This is a genomic window from Terriglobus saanensis SP1PR4, assembly GCF_000179915.2.
GTDB lineage: Bacteria > Acidobacteriota > Terriglobia > Terriglobales > Acidobacteriaceae > Terriglobus > Terriglobus saanensis.
This window is the reverse complement of the sequence record NC_014963.1, coordinates 2,739,170-2,758,087: the sequence shown is the minus strand read 5'-3', so window position 1 is coordinate 2,758,087 and position 18,918 is coordinate 2,739,170. Positions and strand designations below refer to the sequence as shown.

At 54.1% G+C, this 18,918-nt stretch carries 10 protein-coding genes and 1 pseudogene; 6 read left to right on the top strand and 5 right to left on the bottom strand.

The features are described 5' to 3' along the window. Positions 1 to 95: 95 nt before the first annotated feature. A complete protein-coding gene (locus ACIPR4_RS11285) occupies positions 96 to 3,599 on the bottom strand; it encodes an outer membrane beta-barrel protein (protein WP_013568800.1) in 3,504 nt (1,167 codons plus the stop codon). Between the two features lie 126 nt (positions 3,600 to 3,725). Between ACIPR4_RS11285 and ACIPR4_RS23500 the strand changes: the two are divergent. The 3 genes and pseudogenes from ACIPR4_RS23500 to ACIPR4_RS11275 form a co-directional block, all read left to right on the top strand. Beyond that, positions 3,726 to 4,061, top strand: a pseudogene (locus ACIPR4_RS23500) (DUF4118 domain-containing protein); the annotation flags it as partial. Positions 4,062 to 4,064: 3 nt separating this feature from the next. Further along, positions 4,065 to 5,165 carry a sensor histidine kinase gene (locus tag ACIPR4_RS11280; RefSeq protein WP_245536310.1) on the top strand — a complete coding sequence of 367 codons (1,101 nt, stop codon included), beginning with the start codon at positions 4,065 to 4,067 and terminating at the stop codon, positions 5,163 to 5,165. Further along, complete coding sequence (locus ACIPR4_RS11275) at positions 5,162 to 5,857, top strand: response regulator transcription factor (protein ID WP_013568798.1); 696 nt, start codon at positions 5,162 to 5,164, stop codon at positions 5,855 to 5,857. Before ACIPR4_RS11280 ends, ACIPR4_RS11275 begins: the two co-directional genes overlap by 4 nt. A gap of 755 nt (positions 5,858 to 6,612) precedes the next feature. Here the strand turns inward: ACIPR4_RS11275 and ACIPR4_RS11265 are convergent. From ACIPR4_RS11265 to ACIPR4_RS11250, 4 genes are all read right to left on the bottom strand, one after another. Beyond that, positions 6,613 to 9,303: an ABC transporter permease gene (locus tag ACIPR4_RS11265; protein WP_013568796.1), complete on the bottom strand. Its 2,691-nt coding sequence runs from the start codon at positions 9,301 to 9,303 to the stop codon at positions 6,613 to 6,615. 10 nt (positions 9,304 to 9,313) lie between these two features. After that, positions 9,314 to 9,658 (bottom strand): PadR family transcriptional regulator, encoded by a 345-nt coding sequence (locus ACIPR4_RS11260; protein ID WP_013568795.1) that lies wholly within the window; start codon positions 9,656 to 9,658, stop codon positions 9,314 to 9,316. Between the two features lie 74 nt (positions 9,659 to 9,732). Beyond that, entirely contained in the window at positions 9,733 to 10,758 is a 1,026-nt protein-coding gene (locus ACIPR4_RS11255; protein ID WP_144312400.1) for a LacI family DNA-binding transcriptional regulator, read from the bottom strand. A gap of 9 nt (positions 10,759 to 10,767) precedes the next feature. After that, a complete protein-coding gene (locus tag ACIPR4_RS11250; RefSeq protein WP_013568793.1) occupies positions 10,768 to 12,939 on the bottom strand; it encodes a formylglycine-generating enzyme family protein in 2,172 nt (723 codons plus the stop codon). A gap of 420 nt (positions 12,940 to 13,359) precedes the next feature. On the opposite strand from ACIPR4_RS11250, the gene ACIPR4_RS11245 reads away from it, so the two are divergent. From ACIPR4_RS11245 to rbsK, 3 genes are all read left to right on the top strand, one after another. Beyond that, positions 13,360 to 16,551 carry a TonB-dependent receptor gene (locus ACIPR4_RS11245; protein WP_041586051.1) on the top strand — a complete coding sequence of 1,064 codons (3,192 nt, stop codon included), beginning with the start codon at positions 13,360 to 13,362 and terminating at the stop codon, positions 16,549 to 16,551. A gap of 107 nt (positions 16,552 to 16,658) precedes the next feature. Continuing rightward, positions 16,659 to 17,651, top strand: coding sequence for a membrane protein (locus ACIPR4_RS11240; protein ID WP_013568791.1), 993 nt, complete (start codon positions 16,659 to 16,661; stop codon positions 17,649 to 17,651). Between the two features lie 31 nt (positions 17,652 to 17,682). Then, on the top strand, positions 17,683 to 18,603 hold the full coding sequence (rbsK, locus tag ACIPR4_RS11235; RefSeq protein WP_013568790.1) for a ribokinase: 921 nt from the start codon (positions 17,683 to 17,685) through the stop codon (positions 18,601 to 18,603). Positions 18,604 to 18,918: the final 315 nt, after the last annotated feature.

Sequence of the window (18,918 nt, the reverse complement as noted above, 5' to 3'; positions counted from 1 at the left end):
AGCCGATCATCCTATCTATTGGGTTCCGTTTATGGCTCTACACTGTCAATGAAAGAGCGGGGCTTTTGGCCCCGCCTTCATTGTTCCGGCTTAGTTTAGAAATCGATGCGCAGTGCTACTTGTCCGGTTCTGTTCCCGGCATTCTCGGCTGTTTGAGGAGCGCTCAGCACACCAAACGTGGCAGGGTTGTCGATCTGTGTAGCAGGAGGAGCGAAGTTCGTGTGGTTGAGTACATTCGTGAAGCTCGACTCGAACCTCAGTTTGGCACGTTCATGGAGATCGAAGACCTTTGCCATACCGAGGCTGACAGCAGCAGTCCCTGGACCCTGCAAGATGCCTACACCCGCGTTACCGAATCGTCCCGCTCCGACAGGTGTTGCAGAAAAGGCTGATGCATCGAAAAAGTGTGAACGAGATTGTCCTTGGTAGAAGTTCTTTGAGACAACATCCGGTCGCAATGTCGCTCCACGATTCGTAACGTTTGTGTTGGACTGATCGCTGCTTGAACTGATGCTGGGAGTAAGCCAAGGTCCTGTCTCCAGAAGCGTGACCGTATTGACTTCCCATCCACCGATAACCTGACTCATCCATCCGTTTGTAATATGGCTTCGTCCGGGACCGAAGGGAAGTTGGTAAGCGCCCGTAAAGAGGGCGCGATGGCGTCGGGTGCCTTCCACGTTGCCATAATTTCGTCCAGGATTGAAGCGATCCGTTATGGGGAGACCGTAGTTTACTTCCCCCGCAAATCCGGTAGGAGTGTCACCCTGATTGTTGGCGAGGTTTTTGGCGAGGGTATAGCTGGCATTGAAATAGAGGCCGCGCGACATGGCGTGCGTTATCTCTGCTTCAAGGGCATGATAATTCTGCTTACCCGCATTGAAGGTGCTGAAAATTTCGAACCAGTTGGGATATGGAGAACGAGGATCTACATAGGGACTCGCGGCCGTTGTTTGAAAAGGAGTTGTGCTCGCTGGTATCTGGTTCAGATCTTCCGTGATGCTGAGACGGTAGGTATGCATCCCGGCGTAGCTCATGCGGAGTGTATCGGTCTTTGAAAGCTGTCTTTCGACAGTCAGGTTCCACTGATTCGCCTGCGGATCACGATAGTTTGGATCAACCCCCTGATCCAGACCTCCGCCACCATACTGGATGCCAGTGCTGACAGGCGCGGTGTTGGGAAACTGGATGAGAGGATGTGTGCCACTTGCGTCCGTCACGGAAGAATTAGAATAAGTGTGCAGGTTGGAAGTAGGATTACCGCTGTTGTTGAACGAGAGCGGACCGAGATTCGTCATCGTGAAAATTCCGAAGCCCGCACGCACCGCAGTTTTTGTGTCGTTAAAGGGGCGGTAAGCCAAGGAAAAGCGGGGTTGCACATTGCCATAGTAGGTAGAGCGCAGACTCTGAGGCAGTCTGTCCTGGCTTGCGGTCAAGTACTTCGTGCAGGGAAGGCCAGTATGGTTCAGATTGCAGGCGTTGAATGATTGCTGGAAAGCCAGGTTCGAGCTCACCAGATTGTTCTGCGTCAAATACGAGGACAGCTGATCGGGCACAACGATGGAGTTCGTATTTTGATCGAAGTTTGCGAAGTTGCCACCGTCCCCTTTGAATGCCGGAAGCACCGTCCAGCGGAGACCGTAACTTAAGGTCAGCCGGGAGTTGACCTGAAATTCGTCCTGAGCAAACAGGCTGTACTGCCAAGCCGTACCAGCCACATCCGGGCTTGAGACGGCAAAGAACAAGGTTGTCGGTGCCCCGATCAGTAAGTCTCCGAAGGAGTTTCCTGTGAACGTGGGTTGAAAGGTGAACTGACCGAAGTCATCCGATGCCACGAATGTTTCAATGTCAAAGTAGCGAACGCGGCGGGCATCGAGCCCACCTTTGAGGGTATGTTTTCCGAAGGTGTAGGTAACGTTGTCGGTGAACTGGAGTGTCTTCGACTGCGTCGCACCGGTTTTATCTCGTCCGATGGGTGTAAAGCCCGTCCCGTTGCTAAAGTTGAACGTAGGGAAGGCATGGCTCTCAGGATGCTGGCTGATATCGACTCCCTGTAAACCGAGTTGCTGGAGAGCGTCGGCCCCTCGAATCGCGAAGTTCACATTGGTAATGACATTTGTGAAACCGAAGCGAAACTCGTTCAGAAGCCGCGGCGTAATGGTGTAGGTGTGGGACAGCAGGAAGCTTCGGTTGTGGACGCTATCGACGTCGTTCGGCAGGAGTGCGTTGGCAAAGTTGGAAGTAATGTTCTTTCGGCTGAAACGTGCATAGACCGACTGTCTTGGATTGATCGTTTGATCCATACGGATGTCTGCGCCGTCTGTTGACGCCGGCGTGCTCTGAAAGTTTTCGTAGTTGAAGTTGGACTGTCCCGCGACGTTCGGCAAAGGGTAGTACTTCAACAGTGCGATTGCCGTCGGACTGATGGAACCAGGAGCGATGACTGGACCGGCAACGCAGCTGTTGTTACTGTCGCAAGTCTGCATATCAGAGAGATCGCCATTGCGTTCTGCAGCGGTGGGAACGAGAAATTGTTGTGCGGTTGCTGTGTGACGACGATTGCCTTCATAGGTAAAGAAGAAGAACGTACGGTTATGACCGTTATAGAGGTGCGGGATCTGAAGTGGCCCACCAAGCGATCCGCCAAAGGTGTTGAACTTCTTTGGCGCTTTGCCGTTGAAGCCGTAGGGCGAAGCATCCAGGGAATCGTTCTGCAGATATTCAAAAAGGCTTCCGTGCACGGCATTTGAGCCGCTCTTTGTCACGAACGTGACGTCACCCACCTGAGAGAACTCAGCACTGTTATTGAAGGCCGTCACTTTGACCGCGGAGATACCTTCCTGAGAAGGATAAGCATCCTGGAGCGGGCCGTTCTGACGGACGTTCGCGGTCGAGATACCATCGACCGAAAAGTTAACCATCGAAGAACTCGCACCGCCGACAGTCATGTTGCCTTGGCTATCCTGCTGCACATTGGAAGACAGCGCGAGAGCGCCTAGTGGGCTCGTTGTGGTGGCGCGGTTATTTAGCGGAAGCTGCGTGATCTGGATGTTGTCCTTCTCGTCCGAGATGATCGCGTTTTCGGTATTGACACCGCCCGCGTCGGCTTGGACGTCAACAACGGTGTCCTGCGATGCAATCGCCATCTTGAAAGGAATGCGCAGCTCCTGCCGAGCGGCAAGCGATATCGCGAGTAGAGCCGAATCATTGAACCCATTATGATGTACGGTCACACGATAAGATCCAGGCTTGACATTCTCAAAGTTGAATTCGCCGCTGCCGTCTGTTGTCGTGACCCGCTCTGTATTCTCAGCAACGGAATGCAACGTAACGGTGGCTTCCGGGATCATGGAATTGCTTGTATCCTGCACCGTGCCACGTATGGTGCCGAAAGTAGATTGTCCGAAGCACATGCCAGAAAAGAGGAGCAGCAGCGCAGCCAGCATCAAGATCTCTCGTGCCGCAATCGGTCTCTTCGTGGATAGCATTTCGTTGTGGCCTAATTTTTCATGAACTCGTTGTCTCAAACGCAACGCCAATTTTTCCCGTTCCGTGAGATCCGTGGTGTGGTCGAAGAATCCTCCAAAAGTGCTGTGCATCATGTTTCTATCTCCTGCCGGTGCGTGCCGGCCATACTCATTCCATCTCGTTACCAATCAGGAAGGCATAAAGATCTGTGATCTTTACAACTTTCTTATGGCTTTCTGCCTAGTCTCGATGCAGGACAAATGAAGAGAGCTTTTCGAATCCGGCCGTTTCTCTGGGGATGCGGCGGATGTGTCGGCATCCTGGCTCTGGGCGCACTGACGTTTCGCTACGAACGTGGTGCGGCAGCTTCCGTACCGCTCTACATTTTTCTTACTTTGATCGTGGCGTGGAGAGGCGGCTTTCGGGCTTCTATTCCGGTTGCGATTTGCGCAACCCTCGGTCTCGATTTCCTCTTCACTGAACCGCGATTCAATCTGCGTGTAGCTTCTCCGCAGGATGTTTTTTCGCTGGCATCGTTTGCGGGAGTTTCGCTGCTCGTAAGTCATCTGTCAAATCGCATTCGGAATCATTCCGAGCGGTTGAAAGAAGCGGAACAGCAGCAACGCGCGCTCTATGAGATCTCACGAAGTACGTTGCTCATCGATTGGAATAGCTCGGGGGGCGAGCAGTTTTGCGCTTTGATACAGGAGAAACTTCGGCTTTACGGTGTGGGGATTTGGGACGATCGCGAGAGATCGTTTAGCTACTCCGGAGATGCATCCGACTCATTCGATTCTTTACAGGCTTCCTTCCGAGCTATGAAGGATTTCAATCTGCCATCAAAAGACCAACGAATACGTCTTCTTCGTTTCGGGGTGCGTACCGTTGGTACGATCTATTTTCACGGTGAGCTGGAACTGCTCATGGCGGATACGGTTGCGACTCTGCTTGCAACTCATTTGGAAAGAATCAGGGCTCTCAAGGCAGAAGTGACGGCAGCTTCGCAGATGGTCTCAGAACAGCTAAGGACCGCGGTGCTCGACGGTCTTGCCCATGCAGTCAAAACGCCTCTGACTACCATTCTGGTTTCCAGTTCGGGATTAAAGGAATTGGGAAACCTGTCCCCGTTGCAAATAGAGTTGGCCGAAGTCATCGAAAATCAAGCCTCTTACCTTGCGACACTGACTGATAAGTTGCTGCGCACTTCGAAGCTGGAGTCTCGCGAGCTCTTCGTTCAGAAGCATAAGACTAGTCTCCGTGACATTTTTGAATCAGCCGTGGAAGAGTTGCGGATCGAGTTCGATATCAGTCGCATCGTCCCCTGCTTTCCAGAGAGCAGGATCGAGTGCGACATGGATCAGGATCTAGTGCGGATGGCGCTCGTCCAGTTGTTAGAGAACGCGTTGAAATACAGTCTGGGTGGTTCAAAGGTGCTGATGTCCGTGAGGGTGTTCTTGGAAGAGATAGAAATTGCGATTCACAACGAGGGTTCCTACATCCCTGCGGAAGAGAGAGAACTTGTGTTTGAGCGATATTTCCGAAGCCCCTCAGTCGAACACGGTGCACCAGGCACTGGCATCGGCCTTTCGGTCGCGAGGCGAGCAGTGGAAGCCCATAACGGACGGATTTGGATCGAAAGTGACCCTGAAAAGGGAACTACGTTTCACGTTTCCATTCCACTCGAGGGAGTTCGGAGATGAGTCACGGAACGGTTTTGATTGTTGAAGATGATGTTGCGCTGCGACACACACTGTCAGCAACTTTGAGCGCGCTGGGCTTTGAAATCATGGAGGCACCAAACGGAGAGACCGCTCTGGTGGAACTTCGAAATCATAAATTCGAGGTGGTGTTACTGGATCTCAATATGCCAGGTATGGGCGGCATGTCTGCGTGCGAGAAAATTCGTGCCGCACATCCCTGTTTGTCCATCATCGTACTCACTGTGCGTAACCGGGACGAGGATAAGATTGCTGCTTTGGATGCCGGTGCGGATGATTATGTTACCAAGCCCTTCGGACTTCCTGAATTGGCCGCGCGCATGCGGGCTGGCGTGAGACGGGTGCGCCAGCCCGAAGGAAGCGAACTTGGCCCGATTGAGATTGGGGAGTTGAAAATCGATCCTTTGGCGCGTCGCCTAACAAAGAATGGCGCTGAGCTTCATCTAACGCCCAAAGAGTTCGAACTGACGCATGTTCTGATGCGGCACGCGGGAACGCCAATCACACATCACAAACTTCTGTCCGAGGTATGGGGGGATGAATACGGAAATGAGCGCGAATATCTTCGCACGTATATCAGCCAACTTCGGAGAAAGATTGAGGATGACCCTTCCAATCCAAGGTATCTACTTACGGAAAACTATATCGGCTATCGATTCCAAGATCTTTTGTAGCGTCTTTATGCATTCCTTATGTCTGCCGGTGCAGCATTGGAGTTGCAAAGAGTGAAGAACAACTGGGGTCTCATGCTGAACACGATTAAATCCGGACGGGGCAGGCGTCTTTTTTTGATGTTCACGAAGCATACGGAAGGAAGCAGTGAGGTCCAGGAGAAGGAAAATCCATGGTCAAAATTGGTACTCTCGATTCTGTTCCTGTTCGCCGCAGTCGCCATCTTGGCAACGCTTTTTGGTTTCTTTAAACACGATCTGTCATAGAAGCTTGTAAATATAAATGACGACATGATCCCGTCATGAAGCGAGTCTACGGCAGCGGAACCCAAGGAATCTCGATCTTCCATCAGTAAGATCCGAACATCTACAAGCTGCTCGCCAACATTCCAACGAACGGGGGCAAGACATCGTTCTATCTCCTCCAGCTTCATCGGTTCTTCGTGATCCACCCCAAAACCGACGTAGATATTGCCGCTCTACTTGTTTATCGTGTTAATCCGAGCAATTAGAAACGATGATGATCCTTCACGCACGAATCCCGCTTATCTTTTTGCCTTGTCTTCTCACAACCTCACTGCAAGCAGTGTTCGCTTTGGACTTTGACTTTCACAAAGGCGGGCTCCCGTAGCGCCACCCAGCTTTCGGGTCGCTTTGTAGCGGGTGGTCGACGCGATACTCACCGAACTTACGCCTCCGTCTGATGTAGCCGACAGGCCCGACCTAGCTCAACTAGCCTGCATCGCCTTCGAAATGATTCATTCGGCGCGAAGCGCTTCCACGGGATCGACAGCAGCAGAACGGCGCGCTGGCAGATAGCTTGCCAGCGCCGCTGCAGCAATCAGAGCAACCGGTACAGCCATGAAGGTGATGGGATCGAAGGGACTGACACCAAAGAAGAGCGTTTGCATCAGGCGCATGAGTGCGGCCGCGGCCGCGAGGCCAATGATCGTACCCACTCCGGTAAGCGTCAGGGCTGAGCGAACGAACATCCAAACCAGTTCACCCTTCTTCGCGCCCAGCGCGATGCGTATGCCAATCTCTCGCGTTCGCTGCGAGACGGCATACGAGATCACCCCGTAGATGCCAAGGATGCCAAGAGCGAGCGCCATCGCACCGGCCATCGCAAGCATAACGAGTGTGAACGAAGTGCGCGCCATGGATTCGCTATAGATATCCTGCATGGTGCTGATGGCTGCGACCGGCAGATTCGCATTTACTGACGAGACGGCCTGTTGCATCTCGTTAATAAAGGTCTGCGTCCCGGCGCGATCGCTGCGTATCGCGAAGTAGACCCTGCGCCAGGCTCCCAGCTTCTCCGGAGCGGGGGAATCACCCAGCAACGAAGGCCAGTAGACCGTTGCGGGCGAGACCTGATCCACGCCGTTTTCACGTACATCCTGCACCACGCCCACTACTTCATGCCAGGGCATGCCTGGGAACTCTCGAAACCGTTTACCGATGGCTATACCCGGCGATCCCCAAAGCTCGTGGGCAAGGCTCTCGGATAGGATTCCGATCGGCCTCACGTTGTAGACCTCCGCCCACGTAAAGTCGCGCCCGGCTACGAGACGTGTGCCAGCGGTGTGGAAGTAGCCGGGCGAGACGTAGTTGTAAAGGCGCATCGGGGGATTTTCGGCTGAGTAGTCTTTCCCTTCGATGAGAATCTGATCCCAGCTCGGTTCGGCTCCGCTCATGGGAACAGAAGCTGCGAAGCCGGCAGAAGAGACGCCCGGGATCGCAGCCAGTTTGTCGAGGATATTGTTCTGCAGGTGCACGGTTGTTGTGGCATCGCTGACCAGCGTCTCCGGAATGGAGAGGCGCATGACCTGAAGGGACGCAGGATTGGAGAAACCGGGATCGACATTGCGCATCGCCCGGAAGGTGCGGATCATCAGGACTGCGCTGATGAGCAGCACGAGCGCCATGGCAACTTGCGCCATCACGAGTAGGTTGCGGCCGCGTTGGCTCTCACGGTTTCCGCTCGACGTCCGCATCGCTCCAAGCAAGGTCGGGCGCTGCTGCGAAGGGGCATAGCGCAGTACCGGGATGGCACCGAAGAAGAGACCGGAGAGTACGGAGAGGATGAGTGTGAAGGTAATGGAGCGACCGTCGAGCGAGATCTCGCTCAAGCGCGGGAGTTCCATCGGCCCGATCGCCGACAACAGGTGGAGTCCGCCATAGGCTACGGCCACACCGGCGGCTCCTCCCAACAGACCCAGCGTCACGCTCTCCAGCAAGAGCTCACGCGCAATCCTCCATCGTCCTGCGCCAAGCGCTGAGCGGACTGCAAGTTCTTGCTGGCGCGCATCCGCTCGAACCAATAGCAGGTTGGCCACGTTGGTGCAGGCGATCAGCATGACAACGCCGATTGTTCCCATAATCACCCAGAGAACCGTGTGGATGCTGCCCACCACAGTCTCCTTCAGCGGCTCTAGCGCGGGGGTGATTCTCCAGGTCAGATAGAAGTGGGAGTTGGTGCCCGGACCGTTGGACCACGAGTCCATCCATACGTTGAGCAGGCGCGCCAGATCGGCATTTGCCTGCGGGATGGCAACTCCAGGCCGAAGCCGCGCGATGCCGCGATATGCAAAGCCAGCCAACTGCTCTTTGACCGGATCGAGGGCCAGCGGAACCAGGAGGTCGAAGTCGTAATTGACGACCTTGAATCCGCGCGGCATCACCCCGGCGATCACACGCGGCTGAGAATTGACGCTGATGGTGCGTCCTACAACGGCGGGGTCACCGCTGAAGCGGCGCTGCCAATAGCCATAACTCAACATCACACGTCCCAGGCCATGGGAGTCCTGATCGGCGGCCGTAAGCCATTGCCCGATGAGTGCCGGGACATGCAGCGTTTCAAGAATGCCGCTCGAAAGAAGCGCTGTGTTGACCTGCTCTGGTTGGGCGATGCCGGTGATGCTTGCCGTTCCTGGCCCCCACACTCCCATTGACTGAAAGGCACGGTTCTGGCCAGCGAAGGTGAGATACATCGACGGCGACAGGCGCAGCTCATTGCGAAACTCAGCGAGACCGGGCGCACCCGGCGCGTTGAGATGAAGCGAAACCAGCTGTTCCGGCTCCGGATAGGGCAACGGCCGTATCAGCACGCTGTTGAGTACGCTGAAGATCGCCGTATTCGCTCCGATGCCAATGGCCAGCGTGAGCACCACCGTGATCGCGAAGCCCGGCGATCGCCCTAGCCGACGGCACACATGCTTCAGGTCCACTAGCAACGATTCGAGTCTTTGCCACTGCCAGACTTCACGGCTCCGCTCCTGGAGGATTGTCACATTGCCGAAATCGCGACGTGCCGTTCGTTCAGCCTTTTCGCGCGACATGCCCTCCTCTATCAGTTCCTCGATACGCTCGTCGAGGTGTTCCTGAATGGAGACAGAGAGGTCGTCATAGCGGCGATCTCTGCTAAAGAAGCGACGGAATCGTGACATGCTCTATCTCCTATGCTTTGGCTGCGGCGAGCACACGGCTAAAGCCTGCAAACATTCTCTCGAAACTGACCACTTCTTTTTCGAGATGGCGCATGCCTGCGGTCGTGAGCTTATAGATCCTCGTTGGTCTGCCCTTGGCCGAGGTTCCCGCCTCAGCTTCCAGCCAGCCAGCCTTTAACATCCGCTGCAACGCCGGATAGAGTGAGCCCTCTTCTATTTGAAGCAGATCGTCGGAGACCTGCTTGATGTGTTTCACCAGCGCATAGCCATGCATGGGCTTCAGCCGAAGGGATTGGAGAATCATCATCTCCAGAGCGCCGGGGAAGAGATCGCGATGTTCGGAATTCTTAGCCATGCTGGAGAGTGTATGGCCGGAATACCTATTTTGGCAATAGGTATTCCGGTGGCTCTCGATAGTCTGAGCAATTTCTAAATTCGCCGAACAGAGTCTCTGATCTTAAGTTCTGTATCAAGCATCACGTTCTGAGGAGGGAAGTCCTCGCCATTGATTCTGTCCAGCAGGAGACGAGCGGCCGTATAACCAAGCTGGTAGCTGGGCTGGAAGATGCTTGTCAATGCTGGTTCGGTGAGTTCGGTGAAGGCCAGGCCGTCGAAACTTACAATTGAAATATCGTCGGGACACTTCAGTTTGCTTGCCTTGATCGCCGCGAGCGCCCCGGTCGCCATTAGATCGCTTGCAGTGAAGATGGCTGTGGGGCGAGGCAGCATATTCAAAAGACGGAGCGTGCAGGTGTATCCGCTCTCGCGATCAAACTGGCCTTCCTGAATGTATTCAGGCGAAATCGAAAGCCTGGCTGCCTTCATCGCTTTCACGAATCCGGTCACGCGCTCTTCGGCCGTAACAACATTCGATGGGCCACGCACAATACCGATGATCTTGTGCCCCATCTCTATCAAGTGTTCCGCTGCCGCGTGACCGCCTGCCTCGTTGGCTACGGTTACGCTGTCGCCCTTCCATCCTTTGGGCACGCGATCCATACATACAACCGGCGGCCCTGCTCCCTGGGAAGCGATCTTATGATCGAGCGAAGGAATGAGGATAATGCCCGCGGGGAGAAACGATCGGAGATCATTCAGATAGGCCGTCTCCTTCTGAACGTCGTTGTCGGCGTTGCATAGCAAAAGGCGATATGACGCCTTGTATGCCATGTCTTCGACCCCCCGAACTACCGAAGGAAAGAACGGATTCATAATGTCCGGGATGATCATGCCGATCAGGTTGGTTTGGTTGCGACGCAGGCCTCGGGAGAGGTGATTGGGCTGATAACCAAGATCGTCGATTGCCTGCAGTACACGCTTCTTGAGGACATCGCGCACCGGTGCGGTCCCATTGATGACATGCGAAACCGTACCGAGCGAGACGTCTGCCCGTGAGGCGATGTCATGCATCGTTGCTCGTTCGAGTGGCGGATTTTTCTTATTTTGAGGTTTCATGCGTGCGTCTTATTCATCCAGCACACAGCGGAAGCCAATCGTGCCAGACCTGTCCAAGCTCGGCGCCATCAGCAGATATTTGCCGTGTTCTGACAGCTTATACGCCTGCGGGAAATACCACCGGGAACCCTGCGGCTGATAGTGGCTTCCGCCTCGCAAAATGGCCGCGCGTGTGTGTGTGTCTACGTACTCGTCGGTCCACTGCCATACATTCCCAATGAGGTCTTGCACTCCGAATGGGCTCGCTGCCTGTGGATGGGCGCCCACATCGCTTGGGGGCAGCAACGTGCGACCGTTATCTGTTGCAGGCATATTGTCGCGGATCCAATCATTCCCCCAGGGATACGTTCTTCCGTCGTTCCCCTGCGCTGCATACTGCCATTCCCACTCATGTGGAAGGCGTTTGCCAGCCCAGCTGGCATAAGCGCGTGCATCTTCGATCGAAACCCAGGTGACCGGCTTGTTCTCCCACCCTGGAGGGAAGGAGTTGTGTGTCCAGTCCTTGAGAAAATTGTGGTCGTCTGCGGGGCGATACTTTGTTGCGTCGACGAATTTTTTGAACTCAGCATTGGTGACGGGATAGGTATCGATCCAGAAAGAAGCGATTTTAACCTGGTTCTCGTGGTAGCGCCGTGCTGAAGTTTCGCCTGCATATTGCACGTCCACTCCTTCGTCGTTGGTTCCTTCAATCTCGATGCCGTTGACGCGGAAGAGAAAGTCGGTCGCTGGAATGTGCGACATTCTGTCAGGCTTTTGTGAGACCGTTTTGGTTTTTGCAATCGCAATCATCTGCTGGGGGAGGGTCGTCCATTGATCGGAGTAGGAGCTCAAAGGTTTGCGACTGAGCGTCTGCATCTTTTTCAAGAGCGATGTCAGATCCTCTGCATGTTCGCTGGTCGCCAGAATTACACCATAGCCATTCGCTTCGATGGAGAAGGCCAGTGTTATCTTTTCGCCGTTCTTCTGCGGCGTTAACTCCACGCCGTTCCAAAGATCGTAGTAACGCGTGTTTTCACGGAAGGGAAGCGTCAGTTCTGATCCGCCTACGGGATACATGTTCCGATTGACGATGGTCCATAACGTTGCAGTGTCGCTCGGCCATTTGCTGGCAAAGACTCCGTACTGCTGTGTCGGCGTGTGCGGTTCCCAATCCTGCGATACGAGTAGCTTGCTGTAGGCGTGCTCGATGATGGAGATGCGACGCAAGGCCTCTGCGTCGCGCGGCGTCATCTGGTTCCAGATGCCCCAGACGTTTTCCCACGATTCGAAGCCAGTTCCGTTGAAGAAAGCGGATTGCAGATCGTCCACATGATTGTGTGCCCAGCGGTTCGAGATATGCACCAAATGACGAGGTTCGAGCCATTTGTACCGGCTGACTGACGGCACAAATTCGTACTTCCAGTAACCCCAGGTCATGTTGTTGTAGTTCAACATCTCATCCGAACCTGGGCCAAGCTCCGGTTCGAGTGCGAGTGGATGATGAAGTGAATCGGAGGCATCGCGAAACGAACGCGGCACGCCCTGCAGGGTGTCTCCGTTGATACCATCAGCCCCGACTGACACCAGTTCCTTGGAAAGAGCTTCCGCATCGGCTGTTCCCTCAACGTGCGTTCCCTGGTCCCACAACATGGTCGGAAAGAGAACGCGCACGCCCTTCTGGTGAAAGGCATCCACAAAACTCTTGACGCCTTCCAACCCGCCGGGCATATCGCGAACGAGATCGTACTGGTTGCGATCATCGACGCCGATGTTTGGATACGTCGGCCACACCAGAACGCTATCGATGCCTCCATAGCGCGCATTCGCATCTTCGAGGTAACGGTCTACCGAGTAATGACGGGTCTTTGGATCGTAGAAAAAGCGATCGTGCACCATCATCTGCGGCTGCACAAAGCTGGACTGTGTCCACAGCAGGTCGGGGCGCTTGTACTCGGTGTCGTCCATGCCGACACGGATCTTTCGTTCTATGCGCCAGTGACGAACGTCCTTGATCCACGTGCGCACTTCTTCCGTAGTACAGGGCCGAGGTGCAGAGTGCATAAACCATTGGGGAAGGCCCGCGCATGTTGGCCCGGCGATCTGCTCACCCTGCATCTGGACATTGGCGTCCTGCGCGAATGCCGACACGGAAACGGAGGCTGAGGCAAGCGCCACGAGTTGAAGAAGACAGCGAAATCCCATTGCACACCTCGATTGGATTAGGGAGCCAATATAAAAGCTTTCAGAGAGAGGACGCAAGCAGCACTCTGAGATATCGGTCTGCATTTAGGGCGCCCGCAATGACGTTCGTTACTCTTTTTTAGAACCAGAGGATGGATGAATATCCAATAAATAAAGCATGTATAGCAGTCTTCCGATCTGCAAAAGGAGTTCTTTTTACCCGAGAAATCAATTTCTCATTTTTTATCTTGACAAGCGAGAAAGAGAATTTCTACTATGGCCGCGCTCGTAAATTGAAACGATTCAAACAGCCAAGCCTTAGGTCGGCTGACATCTCAGTTCCCTTTATTGGGGAGGTTTTCAGTGTCCAACATAAACAGAATTAGGTTCTACCTGCTCTCCCTTTTGGTCATCTTAAGCACGTGCTTTCCTTCCAGGGCTTTGGCACAGTTCGCCAGTGGCGTGGAAGCCACTGTCGTCGATTCCACGGGTGCGGCTGTTCCAGGAGCGGAGTTGATCTTCGTCAACCAGGGAACGCAAGTCGCCCAAAGGGCAACTGCCGATGGACAAGGCTACGTCCACATCCTCCAACTCGGCCCCGGCAAGTATCGTGCGGAGGTTCACGCAAGCGGCTTCAAAACCTGGCAGCAGAAAGACGTTTCCATTGAAGGCCACGACGTACGTACGATCTATCCGAAACTGGCGATCGGCGAGCAGAGCATGACGGTCGATGTGACTGCACAGGCTGAAATGGTCGAGACAACAAAGGGCAACATCGGCCGCACGCTTGAAACCGAGACGATGAAAGAGTCGGCCATGGTGGGGCAGAACGTTTATGCTTCTGTCGCCACACTGGCGCCCGGCGTAACGGGACTTGGAGACGCCTCCGGAAATATATCTGCCGCGGGCTCGGTTGGTACGAATAGCTTCAGCGCGGAATCTGGTTTCCAGATCAATGCGGCCGGACAGCGCCAGGAAACGAACGAATACCAGGTGGATGGTACGGTTGTGAATGGCAATTCGCGGGATGGCGTAGTCAACATCACTCCAGAACCCGAGACAATCCAGGAGATGAAGGTGACGGCTTCTACCTTCTCTGCGGAGAAGGGGCGCCAGAGTGGCGCGCTCATCGAGCTTTTTACCAAGCCTGGAACGAACCGCTTTCACGGCATGATTTCAGAGTTCCACACGGACAAGACGCTGACCTCTCGAACTGAATTTCAGAAAGACGTTCCGAAGTACAATCGAAATGATTTCGGTGGCACGGTTGGCGGACCTGTCTGGAAGGACAAGACGTTCTTCTTTGGATCGCTCTTTTGGCTTCGTTCGATTTTAGGCAGCACGCGCATTGTGAACGTAGAGACGCCAGCGTTCACTAATTACGTGACTACTAATTTTCCTACGACACTCGGTGCGCAGTTTTTGAGTAAAGCGCCTCCTAAGAATGCGCCAACCTCGAACTTCCTCACCGTTGGCCAGGTAAAGACCGCCTATGGAAGCAGCTACGCGGCACCGGCGATCCCGAACGATCTTGTTGCTATGGGCACTGCGACGATCAATGTTTCTCCGATCAGCAATGGCTTTCAGGGTCATCTTCGACTCGACCACAACATGCGCCAGGGCAATGACAAGGTCTTCTTCAGCATGTTTCGCAATACAACGGAAGGAGAGTCCGCGGATGGCCGTCCCGTTTATTCCTACATCAATCCCAATGCGACTCTCTATGCGAAGTTCGATTACCTGCACACATTCTCATCGCGGCTTGTGAATGAAATCGGTGTCAGCCTTACCCGCAACACAGGAAATCAACCAGATAAGATCCCATCGCTTCCAAACATTTATTACATTGGCGGCATTACGGACACCTTTTCACAGTGGGGCCCATCAAGCTGGACACAGAACAACTTTATCTACCAGGACAACATCTCCTACACGCGCGGAAAGCATAGCCTGCACTTTGGCATCGATGTGGACCGGCAGCAGGATCTGGATGACTTTACCAATGGACTTGTTCGACCCTTCTTCTATTTTCTGAATGTTCTGGATTTTGCGGCGGATCATCCTTTTTATCAAGGTGGCCCCGTTGTCGATCTGGCGACACATACGACGGCGCATAACCTTTACCAACGTGTGATGATGCTTTATCTTGCGCCCTACGTTCAAGAAGACTGGAAGATCACCTCTCGTTTCACTCTGAATCTGGGAGTGCGCATGGACTATTTTGGTCGTTTGTCGACCGTGCAGAATGGAAGGAACAACGTCGCCTTCTTTACGCCTGGAGCCGGAGCTACCGTCGCCGACCAGATCGCGAACGGAAGCATGCAGACGCGTAACGCTAGCGGCGCAGCAACGATCAATGCACAATACCGATTCGCACCCAGGATCGGATTCGCATGGGACGTCTTCGGAGATGGAAAGACCTCTGCCCATGGTGGCTATGGTCTTTTCAGCAATAAAGTGGGCGAGTATGCCTATGTGAATAACATGCGCACTAACCCTCCTGGGTATGCAAATCCGGCTCTGAGCATCTTTAATGCCGGGGTCACGCTCGCAAACTTCTCTTATGGCACAAGCAACTCAGGCGCGCAGGGCTTCGCTCCGCCACCCGGAATCAGCTATACCGCCGACGCCCATGGCGGCCTGGTAGGAACGCGCACTGCTGTCGGTGGTATCGATCCGAACCTGCGTCCTCCGCTGGTGCATAGTTGGGCACTTGGCGTGCAGCGTGCGATCAAAGGCTTTGTCTTTGAAGCCGATTATCTTGGCACGTCGAGTACCGATCTCTACCTGCAAACTGATGTAAATCGATATGCAGGAGACTACATTGCGCATGCAGGTAGCTCGACGCGACTCAACACCAGCTTCAATGCTGTGACGTATGGAAACAACGCAGGAATTGCAAACTCTAACCTTGGTGCATTTGGCGTTTCGCGAAGCTTCTCGCGGGGATGGACGATGCATACGACCTATACGTACGGAAAATCCCTTGACTACACCAGCAGCAACGACAATGGAGTGGGCGGAGGCCAAGCCATCTTCGATGCCCAGCATCCAGAGCGGCAGTATGCCCGATCCGATTACGACACGCGTCATCGGCTTTCCGCAGACGCCGTGTGGAACATTCCAAGTGCGGGCAATGGATTGCTTCACACGGTAACGAGCGGCTTCACTCTCTCTCCGATTGTGATTCTGCAATCTGGCAGACCGTTCAACGTCTATACGTCTGCAACCTATGCAAGTGGCGGCGACTATAACGCGGACGGCTACGGATATGACGTGCCGAATGCCCCAACTTTCGGCCGGTCCCTCAATGCAGATCGATCGGCTTTCCTGAAGGGCGTATTCAAAGCATCCGACTTCGGCAAGCCCGCGGCTGGTCGGGAAGGGAACCTCGGGCGCAATGTGTATAACGGACCGGGTTTCGTAAGTGTGAACGTGGCCATACAGCGTGCCTTTAACCTCAGGTTCCTGGGGGACGCAGGTAAATTGGAGTTGCGTGGAGAGTTCCTGAATGCCTTCAATCGAGTCAATCTCTCACAGCCTACCGGAGATCTCACAAACTCAACCTTTGGCCAGTCAACAGGCCAGTATATGCCACGTCAGATTCAGCTTGTAGGACACATCCGATTCTGACAATCTTCGAGGAGAGGCTGCCTGATGCGGTGGCCTCTCTTGGAGGATTGCGCATCCACTATCTTTTCGTTCAAGTGCAAGTATGTATTCATGCCAAGAGGTGTCTGTTGTATCAACCAGAAGCGTATTGGATCGCTCTACTGCTCATGATTGCCAGCATGCTGTGCTGGGGATCCTGGGCAAATACGCGCAAGCTCACCATGGGCTATGCGTTCTCGCTTTTCTATTGGGATTACGTGATTGGCATCGTACTCGGTAGCCTTGTCTGGGGCTTCACACTCGGCAGCATATACGGTGGGCCGGCGTCGTTCCTGCAGAACCTGCGCTCAGCCGACCATTCTCACGTTCTGTTCGCAATTCTAGGTGGAGTGATTTTCAACATCGCGAACCTCCTCTTAGTAGCCGCCATTGACATCGCAGGAATGGCCGTCGCGTTTCCGGTTGGTATCGGCCTCGCACTCATTGTGGGTGTTGTGTTGAATTACCTCATTCAACCTACAAGCAATCCGCTTCTGATCTTTGGCGGAGTTGCTTTGGTTGCGGTTGCAATTGTGCTGGATGCTCTCGCCTATAAAAGGCGTGAAGCGGGCAAGGCAATTAGTAAGCGAGGCGTGGTTTTGAGTGTGGTGAGTGGCGTATTGATGGGAAGCTTCTATCCCTTCGTGGCACGCTCGAGCATCGGGACAGGCTCTCTTGGGCCCTATGCGGTCGCATTTGTTTTCGCCGTCGGTGTTGCTCTCTGTTCTCTGCCACTCAATGCGTGGCTCATGAAGCACTCGCTCACAGGGGAGAGTGCTGTTGCATTTTCCGAATATCGAGTTGCGTGCAAGTCGTGGCACTTCTGGGGAATGGTTGGCGGTTTGGTATGGTGCACCGGCGCAGTGGCCAGCTTTGTAGCAGCACGCGCGGGTGCCGTTGGACCAGCCGTTTCTTACGCTATCGGACAGGGCGCAACGATGATCTCTGCCTTTTGGGGTGTTGTGATCTGGAAAGAGTTTGCCTCGGCTCCTGCCACTTCAAAGCGACTTATTCCCTGGATGTTTTTCTTCTTTCTAACGGGACTCGGCGCAATTGCCGTTGCTCCTCTCATCCCCCGCTAGCTCTAGATAGAGCACATGGAGAATCGGCTGCATGAAGAAGAAAATTGTTGTCGTTGGCAGTATCAATCTCGATCTCGTGGCCTTCGTGCCGCGGATGCCTGTTTCGGGAGAGACCATCACGGGACAAAGTTTTGCCACATATCCTGGCGGTAAAGGAGCGAATCAGGCTGTCGGCGCCGCCAGGCTTGGTGGCAATGTGGTGATGATAGGCCGTGTTGGAGAAGATCTCTTTGCAACGCAACTTCTCGATGAGTTGAGCTCTGCCGGTGTTTCAAGGCACTGTGTTGAGAGCGTACCTGGTCCCTCTGGCTCCGCTGTAGTCATGGTCACCCCTGCTGGGGACAACTCGATCGTGGTCATTCCTGGTGCGAATGATTCACTGCAACCAGCCGATCTGGATCTCTACCTTGATGAGCTTCGGAGCGCTTCTCTCATCCTGTCGCAACTGGAGATACCGCTCCCTACGGTGGAACGACTCGCCGAATTGGCCAGGGAGTTTGGCGTTCCGTTCATGCTCGATCCTGCTCCAGCGCGCGAATTGCCGCCGACACTGTTGCGCAACGTGACTTGGCTTACACCGAATGAGAGTGAGACACAGATTCTGCTTCAGGGATTACGTGGGAATCCAAATTTTGAGCCAGCAGTTGCCGCACAACACCTTTTAGATACCGGCGTTCGGAACGTCATCTTGAAAATGGGATCTAGAGGCGTTTTTCTAGCTGGAGAGGCGATGGAAACGACGTACCTCCCAGCATTTCCTGTCGAGGTGGTGGATACCACGGCCGCAGGGGACGCCTTTAATGGTGGTTTTGCCTATGGTCTAAGTGACGGCATGGAACCGATCGAAGCGGCACGATTCGCGAATGCAGTAGCTGCAGTTTCAGTTTCAAAGACAGGAGCACAGCCTTCAATGCCTAAGCTCGCAGATGTCAACAGAATGCTGGTGGGATAAAACGTAGGTCGAGTTAGGCGGGATAAGAAGCGCTTTGGCGCCTTCTCTATTTAGATCGAACTGCGCAAAGCCGATTCATGTGCCTGCCCTTGGACACATAGGGCGGATTCGGCTTCAAGTCTCGCGACTTGTCCGGAGCCGTCTGGTTCACGGGGCGCAATTTTTTGCAGGCGATTTATTCACTTAGGTTATTCCTTGTGTATTATGAGGCTACGCATGAGGAACACCATCCATTTCGCAGACCGTCGCCATTGCCTCGCGCTCTGTTGTTGCTTCATGCCCGTTCGCTCCTAGTGTCATCCCCCCAAGACTAAT